Origin of the sequence: Mucilaginibacter sp. CAU 1740, assembly GCF_039839285.1 — a bacterium.
Lineage (GTDB): Bacteria > Bacteroidota > Bacteroidia > Sphingobacteriales > Sphingobacteriaceae > Mucilaginibacter.
This window is the reverse complement of record NZ_JBDOQS010000002.1, coordinates 353,345-365,533: the sequence shown is the minus strand read 5'-3', so window position 1 is coordinate 365,533 and position 12,189 is coordinate 353,345. Positions and strand designations below refer to the sequence as shown.

The 12,189-nt window shown below is 44.9% G+C and carries 9 protein-coding genes; 4 read left to right on the top strand and 5 right to left on the bottom strand.

All coding sequences use genetic code 11. The features are described from left to right. Positions 1–258 precede the first annotated feature (258 nt). From AAFN85_RS05865 to AAFN85_RS05850, 4 genes are all read right to left on the bottom strand, one after another. Entirely contained in the window at positions 259–1,791 is a 1,533-nt protein-coding gene (locus AAFN85_RS05865) for a SusD/RagB family nutrient-binding outer membrane lipoprotein (RefSeq protein ID WP_347526086.1), read from the bottom strand. An 18-nt stretch (positions 1,792–1,809) separates the two neighbouring features. Continuing rightward, the gene (locus AAFN85_RS05860; RefSeq protein ID WP_347526085.1) at positions 1,810–5,256 is read right to left on the bottom strand and encodes a SusC/RagA family TonB-linked outer membrane protein; all 3,447 of its coding nucleotides are present in this window, start codon (positions 5,254–5,256) and stop codon (positions 1,810–1,812) included. A gap of 21 nt (positions 5,257–5,277) precedes the next feature. Beyond that, on the bottom strand, positions 5,278–6,312 hold the full coding sequence (locus AAFN85_RS05855) for a FecR domain-containing protein (RefSeq protein WP_347526083.1): 1,035 nt from the start codon (positions 6,310–6,312) through the stop codon (positions 5,278–5,280). A 73-nt stretch (positions 6,313–6,385) separates the two neighbouring features. After that, positions 6,386–6,826 (bottom strand): RNA polymerase sigma factor, encoded by a 441-nt coding sequence (locus tag AAFN85_RS05850; protein WP_347526082.1) that lies wholly within the window; start codon positions 6,824–6,826, stop codon positions 6,386–6,388. Positions 6,827–6,840: 14 nt separating this feature from the next. Here AAFN85_RS05850 and AAFN85_RS05845 point away from each other — a divergent pair, with 14 nt between their 5' ends. Further along, positions 6,841–7,044 (top strand): hypothetical protein, encoded by a 204-nt coding sequence (locus AAFN85_RS05845; RefSeq protein ID WP_347526080.1) that lies wholly within the window; start codon positions 6,841–6,843, stop codon positions 7,042–7,044. A 129-nt stretch (positions 7,045–7,173) separates the two neighbouring features. Here AAFN85_RS05845 and AAFN85_RS05840 read toward each other — a convergent pair whose 3' ends face one another. Next, entirely contained in the window at positions 7,174–7,938 is a 765-nt protein-coding gene (locus AAFN85_RS05840) for a DeoR/GlpR family DNA-binding transcription regulator (RefSeq protein WP_347526078.1), read from the bottom strand. 143 nt (positions 7,939–8,081) lie between these two features. Between AAFN85_RS05840 and AAFN85_RS05835 the strand changes: the two genes are divergently transcribed. The 3 genes from AAFN85_RS05835 to AAFN85_RS05825 are packed head-to-tail and all read left to right on the top strand — an operon-like array spanning position 8,082 to position 11,987. Beyond that, positions 8,082–9,662, top strand: coding sequence for a glycerol-3-phosphate dehydrogenase/oxidase (locus AAFN85_RS05835; protein WP_347526077.1), 1,581 nt, complete (start codon positions 8,082–8,084; stop codon positions 9,660–9,662). A gap of 56 nt (positions 9,663–9,718) precedes the next feature. Continuing rightward, a complete protein-coding gene (gene glpK, locus AAFN85_RS05830; protein ID WP_347526075.1) occupies positions 9,719–11,233 on the top strand; it encodes a glycerol kinase GlpK in 1,515 nt (504 codons plus the stop codon). 25 nt (positions 11,234–11,258) lie between these two features. After that, entirely contained in the window at positions 11,259–11,987 is a 729-nt protein-coding gene (locus tag AAFN85_RS05825; protein WP_347526074.1) for an MIP/aquaporin family protein, read from the top strand. The last annotated feature ends 202 nt before the right edge of the window (positions 11,988–12,189 follow it).

Below are 12,189 nucleotides of genomic sequence, written 5' to 3'. Positions count from 1 at the left end.
ATATTACAAAACGCAATTTAAAAAATGTAATTTCGATAGAGCCTGCGGAGGGATGGCGCGTTGGAGCGAAAGAGAAATCTTATACGCCTTGCAATACCGCCGTACAAGTTGGCCATACAGGGCGTACAAGATTTCTCCCAGCACCCGCACATTGCCCCCGCTCGTCGAAATGACAAATAGGTTTATTACTCCCAAAACAAAAAACGGGGAAAGGCCCCACGCCCTTCCCCGTACAACATTGCATTAATCAAACTAACACTATTGTTTATCCCACCACATCCTGGTCAGGAACTCGTCGGGGCCTTGTCGGGCTACGGCGGCGTTGTATGACTCTGGGTTGAGGTTTTGTTCGCTTATGGGGTACAGCATTCTTCTGAATATTTTACCCCCGGTTGCGTTGCCCGGGTAGTTATTAGGGGTAAGTGCCGGATAGCCTGTGCGCCTGTAATTGGCAAAAGTTTCCTGTGCATCAGGGAACAAGCCAACCCAAAACTGGGTGTAGATCTGCTCCAGCTTTTGCTCGGTAGTACCACTGTTGTTAAACGCATGCGCGTTCATATAACTGTTGATCTGCGCGGTGCTGATAGTACCGGCAGAACCGGCAATAATAGACCATTGCCTCAAAGCCGCCGTCACACCGTTTTCATATAATGATTGCGCTGACGAAGCGCTATACCAGCCACGTAATGAAGCCTCGGCAAGCAGGAAATAACTTTCGGCGGCAGTATAAACCAACCTTGGCGAAGCAAATAACAACACCGTTTTAGGGTTTGGCTCAGAATAGGTTACAAAATCTGCAGGCTTTGCGTTAAAAGTAGCAGGCATACCTTTTTGGATGGCCGATGTGGTATCCGCATTACCGCCATTATAAACTATTGAAACCACACCCAAACGTGGGTCTTTATTAGCTTTCAGGTAGTTAATAAATACGTCCTGGTATTTTCCGCCTTCAATATTGCTGCTTCCGTTTACAGCTATGTAATCGCTATTCCAAAGGTTAAGTGCCAGCGGGTTGATGTTGATATTCTGGCCTGCACCTACGTAAGCAACTTTAGCGATATCGGCATCGTCCATAATAACACCACCGGCAATTGCTTTGGTAGCCCATGTTTGTGCCTGGGCAATGTCAACCTTAGTCATGCGCATGGCGCAACGCAACATCAACGAGTAGGCAAACTTTTTCCATTTGGCGGTATTGCCGCCGTAAATCAAATCGGCACTACCAAAAGTAGCTTTCGCCGCATCAAGGCTTTGGGCGGCCTGGTCAAGCTCTTTTAACAGATCGGCATAGATATCTTTTTGTGCATCATAAGCCGGTTTGTATATAGATTGATTGTACCCTTGTGCAGCTTGCGAGTATGGGATATCGCCATACAGATCGGTTAAGCGGCTAAAGCAATACACCCGCCATATGCGGGCCTCGGCTTTCAGGTTCACCTTGTCGGGAGCATCACCAACGGCTTTTAATACTTCTACCAATTCATTGATCTCGTTGGTGTAAGCGGTGCTGAACACTCCAGCCGATGCCTGCGCCTGGGCCAAAATATACTTGGAACCGAAACCGGCAACATCATTATAACTGGTGGTGTACTGCATAGTACCCAGCAACAGGTTAGCCATATTGGCTGTACCATCATATTGCGCCTTGGTAAAGATCAACGCGGGCGTTGGCGTGGTTGAAGCGTTAGGGTCGATATTTAGGGTATCGAAGTTTTTGGTACACGATTGCGTGGCCAACACGGCTGGCAGTACCATCAGAGAACAGATATATCTTTTTAAAATTCTTTTCATCGTTATCATTTTAAAGGATTAAAACTTAACAGCCAGGTTTACACCAATTGAACGGGTACGCGGCAAGCCAATTGATTCGAAACCCTGGCTTTCGCTGTTGGTAAGCGTTTGTTCAGGATCGAAGTTGTCTGTCTTTTTATAGATAGTCAAAAGGTTACGTGCAACCAATGATACACTTGCCGATCTGATCCTTACAGCCTTCAAATCAATAGGTGGAATATTGTATGATAATATTACCTGGCGCAGTTTTACAAAGCTTCCATCGTGTAAAAACAGGTCTGAATAAATTTTATAATTATCGTAGTAAGTACGCAGGCCGCTTACAGGTACAGTGCGGGTGTACGGGTTACCGCTTTTATCAACTCCGGTTACCGTTAAGCCGCCGTCCCTGCCCGGAAGGGTTGATTTCATCAAACCTAAACGGGTAGCGTAAACCTCCATTAATGAGAATACCTTGTTACCGAATTTACCATCAAGCAGTACGTTTAACGAGAAGCGTTTATACCTGAACTCGTTGGTTAAACCCATTGTTAACGGCGCAACACTTTTGCCAAACTCATGCAGCGCAGTTGGCACCGGGTAGCCTGTTGTAGGATCAAACACCACGTTTCCATTAGCATCACGCGTCATGCTGGTACCTACCAGCGTTCCGAATGGTTTACCAACAATATTATTCAAATAAGCATAACCATTTACCGAGCTTGCCATTTGTATGGTTGAAAGCCCTGGTGCCAGTTTCAGTACTTTATTATTGTTGTAAGCGGCGTTGTAGCTTACATTCCAAGCAAAATCCTTCGATTTTATTGGGTTACCGGTGATCAGCAATTCGACACCTTTATTGCTCACTTCGCCTACGTTGAGGATAACCGAGCTATAGCCCGATGTTGTTGAGATACTGGTTTTAACAATATCATTAGTGGTTTTACGGTTGTATAAAGTAACGTCAAAACCTAAGCGGTTATTAAGCATCTGCAATTCAAAACCACCCTCGAAGGTTGTTGAAGTGTATGGCTTTAAATTAGGATTGGTAATATTAGGGCTTTTAACGTTTTGCAACGGCGGCCCAGCGCTTGGCACACTGGCGTAACTCAAATTAATAACATACGGATCCGGAGCGCCACCGCCTACCTGTGCCCATGAGCCTCTTAACTTAAAGAGATTGATTGCCTGTGGCAGCTTGATAGCATCAGACAGGATGAAACTTCCACCCACACTTGGGTAAAATATGCTGTTATCCTTTAAGCTAAGTGTAGAGAACCAATCTTTACGACCGGTAAACGATAAAAACGCTAAACTTTTAAAATCAAAATCGGCCGCACCAAATACCGAGTTGGTAACTATCTGAAAGTTATTAGGCGTTGTCGAAGATTTTGAAAGATTGGTAAAACTGTAAAAGTAAGGGATAGTGAAAGTATCACCGGTGAGGTTTAACTCGTTGGTAACGTTACGGCGGCTGTTAACACCTGCCAAAACATTCACATTAAAATCGCTTACAATTTTGGTTTTGTAGCTGGCAGTAACCAGTTCGTTTGTTTCTGATACATCAGATTTATAACCGGCATACGCACCATTTAACATATACAGCGCACCGGTTGGCAAAATATTGGTGTAGTTGTAGTTAAAAAAATCGCGGCTTACGGTGGCTTTAAAGGTCAGGTTATCAATCGGCGTAAAAATAACCGAGCCCTGACCTATAAAGCGGTTTTTCTGATCGTCCTCTTTAAATTTATTGATCACAAAATAACCGTTCGAAGCTATCGAGGCATCATTCCACATAATTTCGTTGCCTTTATCATCGTACCCGGGTTTCAACCAGCGTACATCAACGGTATTGGCAACTTCAAGCGGTGTCCAGTTAGGGTTACCCAAGGCATCACCCGCCCCGGTACGGTTATGTCCGTTTTCAATATTGTATTGGGCCAGCGCCTCGATGGCAATGTGCTTGCTAAGCTTGCCGTTAAGTGCGAGGTTAAAAGTTTTACGATCATAAGTAGTGCCAGGCAAAACACCTTTACTGCTCAGATCAGCTGCCGAAAAACGATAGGTAAAAGCCTCGTTACCGCCAACAAAAGCAATACTGTTGGTATAGGTAGCGCCGGTTTGATAAAAGTTTTTGATGTTATTTTTCTGGGCTACATAAGGGTGAGTTTTGCCGTCGACAGCCACATAATCTGTCGAACCATCTATTTTTGCACCCCATGAACGCCTTCCGGTAGTTTGGGCTTGAGCCAGTGTGGTTGGTTTTACGCCGTTATCACCCTGCCCATATTCGTACTGAAAATCGGGAAATACAGAAGCGTTATCATAGGTGGCCGTCGAATTAAATTCAATACCTATCCCCTGCTGGGCCTTACCTTTTTTGGTAGTGATGAGGATAACACCATTTGCTGCACGCGAACCATATAAGGCCGCCGCCGTACCACCTTTCAATACGCTTATTGATTCGATATCGTCCGGGTTAATGGCCGCGATACCGTCACCGCGGTCAACGTTATTGGTTGAGCCATTAACCGTTGGCGCACCACCCGGCACACTGTTATCAATAGGCATACCGTTAACCACATATAAAGGCTGGTTACTGCCCGATAGGCCACCATTACCCCTGATCACCACGCGGCTTGAACCACCCGGGCCGGTTGATAAACCCGTAGCGTTTACACCGGCAATTTTACCGGTAAGGGCGTTGGCCACGTTATTTTCGCGGGCTTGAGTAAACTCGGTACCCTTAACTTCGGTAACAGAATAGCCTAATGATTTTTTCTGTTTGCTGATACCCAAGGCCGTAACCACAACCTCGTTAAGGGCTTTGTTATTTTGGGCAAGTTTTATTTGTATAGGCGATGCAGGGCTGGCAACAGGAACATCCTGTTGAGAATATCCCATATAAACTACGGTTAACGTAAGCGCGCCGCCCGAATATTTATCAGGTACTAACAGTTTAAAATTACCGCTAACATCGGTAGTGGTACCAACCTTGTTATCGGCTTTCAGATATACCGATGCACCAACAACCGGTTGCCCGTCGGCAGCGTCGGTTACTTTACCGGTTAACACAACTGCTGCAACAATTGGATTAGCCTGTACATCGCGGGCAGCGAAAATAGAGATCTGGTTATCGTTTATTTTACGGTACTCTAACTGAAAAATGGTTAACAATTGTTTCAGGTTATCATCAAGCGATAACAGCTTTGAATTAGCCGATAAACTTGCCGGTACAAATTTGTTATCCAACAAACCTTCCTGGTAAGCAATACGCACATTAAATTGCTTTTTCAGGTTGTCGAGCGCGTCTTTGAGCAGCACTTTGGTTTCGGTGCTTTGCGGTAGCTGGTAGCTGTAGCTGCGGGCATGCATGCGGGTGTTACTGGTTAGTGCCATCTGGGCAAAACCGTAAACCGAATGGCCAAGCAAAACCATCAGGAAACAGCAACATCTAAAAAATTTTGATGAGTCGAGTTTTCGCATAAAATGATCGTTTAGGGGTTTTTAGTTTAGTTTGGTTATAGTGATATTTTTATCAGAGCGCGTAATTTTAACTGGTAGTGTGGTAGATATGGTTTCGATCAGCTCTTCAACGTTGGGTACGTTGATCTCGCCCTCAATTTTAAGCGCGGCCAGATCCGGGTTTGCAAGTGTAACGTGATAGCCATAATCGTCCGTCATGATCTCGCTGATCTGCGCCAGTGTGGCATCATTAAACAATAACTGGTGCTTGGTCCACTTGGTTATTTTTTCAGGTTGAGGGAGAAAAGTGCGGGCTATAGCTTTTTTACGGGCGTATTGTACAAAATCGCCGGGTTTCATAATGAGCGATTGTTTGCTGGAAGCCGGGTCAACATAATCAACCCTGATCTTGCCTTGTACTAAGCCCACATCGGTTTTATTATGGCGCGTGCGCACATTGAAAGTTGTACCCAAAACCTCGATGTTCATATCCGAGCAGTGTACAATAAACCTCTCGGTAGGTTTTACGTGGCTTGGATCCCTGTTAATATGCTTTACTTTAAACAAACCCTCGCCGCTTATCCAAACTTCGCGGGCATTTTTATCCCAGTTATTTTTGTAGCTAAGTTTCGAGTTCCCGTTTAAAACCACGGTCGATCCATCGGGCAGGTTAACGGTACGTAGTTCGCCAAAGGCGGTGCCTATTTCATTATTGCTATTTTTATTTAAAAGCCATAGGGTAACAGCTACTGATGAAATAAGCAGGAATATCGCTGCAACGCGCATAAACCTTTGCATGGTAAATATTTTGGCGCGGGGTTGTTGGGTTTGCAGGGTTGATGTTATCCTTTGCCAAACCTGTTCCTGATTTTCGGCATTGGTAAAAATTTCCTGTTTACGATAAGCGCTGATAACGCTTGATGCCTGGCTTATGGTTTCCTGCAGTGCCGGGTATTGAAATACCACCTCATGCCAAAATAAAATATCATTTGGCGACGGGTTGACAACGAAACGAACAAAATCGTCGTCTTCTAAAAAATCGGCAAGGGTGTAAGTACTGTATTTGGCGGTCTGCATGCGGTATAAGGTTGTTATTTTATCCTTATAGACAGCACCCTGCCCCAATTATCCCTACAAACTCAAAAAAAATTTAATTTTTATAATTATTTATATAAAAACAGGAACAGATGGCTAAAACCAATACCACTTTTGATGTTTTAAGCGACTCTTGCAGGTTATTGAAGGCTTTATAAATAAGTTTATAGGTGGAGCTGATATTAATTTCCATAATATCGGCTATTTCCTCATAGCTTAAGCCTTCGTAAAATCGCAAATAAATAATTTCCTGTTGCCTGGCGGGCAAAGCTTTGACGTGTGCTTTTATTTTTTGCTGCAATTCGTATTCTTCTTCCCCGGCTATGATGTGATGATCGAACGAGATCTCGAACGGAACCTGATGATTAGTTTCTCCGTCCAGGTCAACAAAACGCGATTTTGATTGGAGCTTGCGAAAGATGATACTCCGCAACGATTTGAAAAGATAATTTTTGACTGAAGCAGGATTGCCAAGCCCCTCTCTGCTTGTCCACAAGCGGATAAACGATCATGAATGGCATCTTCAATTACGTTTACATCCCTTGTAAATTTGTAGCCATAATTGTTCAGCATTTTAAAATAGCTGTTGTACAATTGCGTGTAGGCTTCCCAATCGCCCCGCTTAAAGGCAAGCCAGGTTGCAGTATGTTTATCTTCATGAACTACTTGTTCCTGAAACATAGCCTAAATTGGGGTAAAACGTTTTACAATTGAAATCCAGGTACAATGTAGTAATTATAACAATAATTTTACATCTACTTTAAAAGTGTTTTTCGCAAAAAGTATGCCTGCTAAAACAATTTAGAACTTACACGAAATATTTTACCTTCTTTTTAACTTTAACTAAACAACTGTAACCTTCACCCCTTTTTCACTCAGCATTTTAAGCATTGCCGGGCTGATGCCACTATCGGTAATGATCTCATTTACCTGATCTAACGAGCAAATTTTTGCCAAACCACGCTTTCCAAATTTTGTACTATCGGCCAATACAATAGTAGTTTGCGCCGCATTGATCATTTTTTGGTTGAGGCGTGCTTCGGACAAATTGGTTGTGGTGAGTCCTATTTCAGGATCGATGCCATCTACACCTAAAAACAATACGCCGCACAGCATATCATCCAGCATCAGTTCGGCATAGTTACCGGTAACTGATGATGAGGTGCTGCGCATTTGGCCACCTAATTGGATAATATCAACTTCGGGGTGTTGCAGGAGTTCTAAAGCAACCGGCAGCGCTCCGGTAACCACCGTTAAATGCTTAGTAGGTTGCATAGCCCTCGCCAGGGCAAGCATCGTGGTACCCGATGCTATGATCACTGAGTCATTGTTGCCAATAAGAGCGGCTGCGGCCACCGCAATCTTGTTCTTTTCGGGTGCATTGAGTTTTTCCTTTTCGGCTACCGGGCGATCGTTGGTGTAAGGGTTGGTTTTACTTGCGCCGCCGTGGGTGCGGAAAAGCAGGTTCTTATCCTCTAAAAGTTTCAAATCCTTCCGTATCGTAACTTCCGAAACATCCAATTCATCGCTCAGGTCCTGCACGTTTACAAAACCATCGCTCTCTATTTTTTGGAGGATTACTTTATGCCTGTCGGTGTTTTTACTCATTGCCGCTAAATTAATCAGAAAACCTGTTTACAAGTGAGATTAAGCCATTTCTCTCATCAAAAATAACAAAACAAAATTATTTTACATTTCATTTAGTTATTTTTTATTTCGATTTTATACATTTGAATAAATATCGAAACAAAATGAATTTATTTAAAAGAGAAAGCAACCTGCAAGCCATAAGCGATCCCGACAAAACCTGGGACATTATTATTATAGGCGGAGGCGCTACCGGTTTGGGTGCCGCTGTTGATGCTGCCTCGCGGGGTTTCTCTACCTTATTATTAGAACAGGCCGATTTTGCCAAAGGAACCTCCAGTCGGGCTACCAAATTGGTTCATGGCGGGGTGCGTTACCTGGCGCAAGGCGATATAGGCCTGGTGCGTGAGGCTTTGCGCGAACGTGGCTTATTATTAAAGAATGCTCCCCACTTAGTTAAAAACGAAAGTTTCATTATCCCTAATTACAGCTGGTGGGATGGTGTGTTTTATACCATCGGCCTTAGTATTTACGATATATTGGCGGGCAAGCTTGGCTTGGGGCATACCAAACACATCTCCAAAAAAGAAACCCTGAAACGCCTGCCCGGCCTACAGGAAAAAGGGTTACACGGGGGAGTTGTATATCACGATGGCCAGTTTGATGATTCACGGTTGGCTATTAACCTTGCACAAACGGCAGTTGAACAAGGCGCTACGTTGCTTAACTATTTTAAAGTAACAGGTGTTACCAAAAACGGGAACAACCAACTTACTGGCGTGAATGCTACCGATGCAGAAACCGGCACCAGCTACCAGTTTAAAGGCAAAGCCATTGTTAACGCCACCGGTATTTTTGTTGACGATATATTAAAAATGGACACGCCCGAGAAAAAACCGATGGTAAGGCCAAGCCAGGGTGTACATCTTGTATTCGACCGTTCGTTTTTACCGGGTGATGATGCCTTAATGATTCCCAAAACTGAGGATGGCCGCGTACTCTTCGCCGTGCCATGGCATGGTGAATTACTGGTAGGCACTACTGATACGCTAATTGATGAACACAGCCTTGAGCCGGTAGCACTGGAAACCGAGATAGAGTTTATTTTACGCACGGCAGGTCAGTATCTCACCAAACAACCCAAACGCGAAGATGTGCTTAGTGTATTTGCAGGGTTACGCCCGCTCGCGGCTCCGCAAAACGGATCGTCAAAAACAAAAGAGATCTCGAGAAGCCACAAACTAATAGTATCTGATTCGGGGTTGATCACCATAACCGGTGGTAAATGGACAACCTACCGTAAAATGGGCGAGGACATAGTTGACCAGGCAATTAAGACTGGAAACCTGCCATCCACAGCATGTAAAACAGATTCCCTCCCTATCCATGGAAGCAAGCCAAATCCGGATTGGACCGATCCGATGTTTGTTTATGGTGCCGACACCGAGAAAATACAGGCTTTAAGCAATGAAAATGCTGAATGGAAAATCCCTGTACACCCGGATAGCACGTACACCAAAGGCGAGGTTATTTGGTCGGTAAGGAATGAAATGGCCCGCACGGTTGAGGATATATTGGCCCGCCGCACCCGGGTGCTGTTCCTTAACGCCAGACTGGCCGTAAAAATGGTCCCTGAGGTTGCCCGATTAATGGCGGCGGAGCTTCAAAAAGATGCAGACTGGGAAGCTGCACAGGTAGAAGCGTTTAATAAAACAGCTAAAAATTATATACTAACAGCACATTAAAATGAACAATATTAATGTGATATTCATTTAATAAACCAAGGTAAACCAAACCAATTATGCAGGAATATATTTTAGCCCTCGACCAGGGAACTACAAGTTCACGCGCCATAATTTTTGACCATGCCGGCAAAATAGTTACTTCGGCACAAAAAGAATTTAAACAACATTTCCCAAAACCAGGCTGGGTTGAGCACGACCCAAATGAAATTTGGGCCAAGCAGATCTCGGTAGCCGTAGAAGCTATTGCAAAAGCAGGCCTCGGCGGCGGCAATATCAAAGCTATCGGCATCACCAATCAACGGGAAACCACCATAGTATGGAACCGTAAAACTGGCGAACCAATCCACAACGCCATTGTTTGGCAAGACAGGCGCACCGCTGCTTTTTGCGACGAGCTGAAACAAAACGGTCACGCCGATATGATCCGCGAAAAAACCGGATTGGTAATAGATGCCTATTTTTCCGGCTCAAAAATAAAATGGATATTGGATAATGTTGAAGGTGCACGAGAACAGGCCGAAGCAGGCGAGCTGGCGTTTGGAACAGTTGATAGCTGGCTGATCTGGAAACTTACCCGCAGCGAAGTTCATGCTACTGATGTAACCAATGCAGGGCGTACCATGTTGTTCAACATCCGCACTCAACAATGGGATGATGAGCTGTTGCAATTGTTCAATATCCCTAAAAGTATCCTCCCTGAAGTAAAACAATCAAGCGAGTTATACGGCCATACTGCAAATAACATTTTCGCGCAAAGGATCCCGATAGCAGGTATAGCCGGCGACCAGCACGCGGCCTTGTTCGGGCAGATGTGTATTGATAAGGCTATGGTGAAAAACACCTACGGCACAGGTTGTTTTATGCTGATGAATATTGGCAACGAGTTTATCCAATCAAAAAACAACCTACTTACCACCGTGGCCTGGAAAATTAACGGCCAGATCACCTACGCTTTTGAAGGCAGTATTTTCATTGGCGGTGCCGTTGTGCAATGGCTGCGCGATGGATTGGGCATTATCAAAACATCAGCCGATGTGGAGCGCTTAGCTACCTCGGTTAAAGATACCGCAGGTGTATATTTTGTACCTGCCTTTGCCGGTTTGGGTGCCCCCTACTGGGACCCGGAAGTGCGTGGCGCTATTGTAGGTTTAACACGCGGGGCAACGGCAGCCCATATTTCGAGAGCAGCACTGGCCTCAATCGCATACCAGACTATGGATGTATTGAAAGCTATGGAAGCTGATGCCGGTATGGAGATAAAAGAATTAAGGGTAGATGGCGGGGCTACGGCCAATAACCTATTGATGCAATTTCAATCGGATGTATTGAATTGCAAAGTTATCCGTCCGGAAATTACTGAAACCACCGCACTTGGTGTGGCTTATATGGCTGGTTTGGCTGTGGGTTATTGGAAAGATGTAGCAGAGATCCAGCAACTATGGGCGGCGGAAGCTGAATTTAGTCCGGCTGAAGATCTGGAAGAAGTAAAAACAGGAATAGCTGGATGGAAACGTGCGGTGGGTACGGCGCAATGCTGGTCGAACGCGGCAAACCCGGTAACAGTTATATAGTATTCACCCTTTAAAACCTATCAACATGTCACCTTTTGTAGCCGAACTGCTCGGCACCATGCTTATGATATTATTAGGCGATGGCGTAGTGGCCAACGTTGTTTTAAAAGATACCAAAGGCAACAATAGCGGCTGGATGGTAATTACTACCGCCTGGGGCTTAGCCGTTTTTGTGGGCGTAGTTGTGGCCGGGCCTTACAGCGGCGCGCACCTTAACCCTGCCGTTACCCTGGCACTGGCCATAGGCGGTAAATTTGCATGGGCAAATGTTATACCTTATATAATAGCGCAATTTGCAGGGGCCTGCCTTGGCGCATTTTTAGTATGGATAATGTATTACGATCATTTTAAACGTACTAACGATCCGGCTACTATCCTCGCGGTATTTTGTACAGGCCCTGCTGTGCGCAACTATGTATCAAACATTGCGAGTGAGGTGATCGGCGCTTTTGTATTGCTGTTCACTATATTCTATATAACGGGTGCAGAGATCACACCTGCTAAAACTCCGGTGGGATTAGGATCGGTCGGGGCTATACCGGTAACATTTTTAGTTTGGGTGATAGGTTTGGCGCTTGGCGGCACTACTGGCTATGCCATCAACCCGGCGCGCGATCTTGGTCCGCGGTTGATGCATATGTTATTACCTATTAAAGGAAAAGGTAGCAGCGATTGGGCTTATTCCTGGATCCCAGTTGTGGCTCCGTTAGTAGGGGCTTCGATAGCTGCAGTATTATATCTAAATCTTAAATAACTCCAGATCGGAAAAAGAAAATCCGCCTGTCATTTCGACGAACCGGGAAGGGATTGTGCAACCGGGGTGAGGAGAAATCTTATACGCCCTGCAAATCAAACACGCATGGCGGCTTTGCAGGGCGTACAAGATTTCTCTTTCGCTCTGGCGCTCTTGCCTGCCCTTCGCTCTATCGAAATGACATGTTTATAATAGAGTTCAC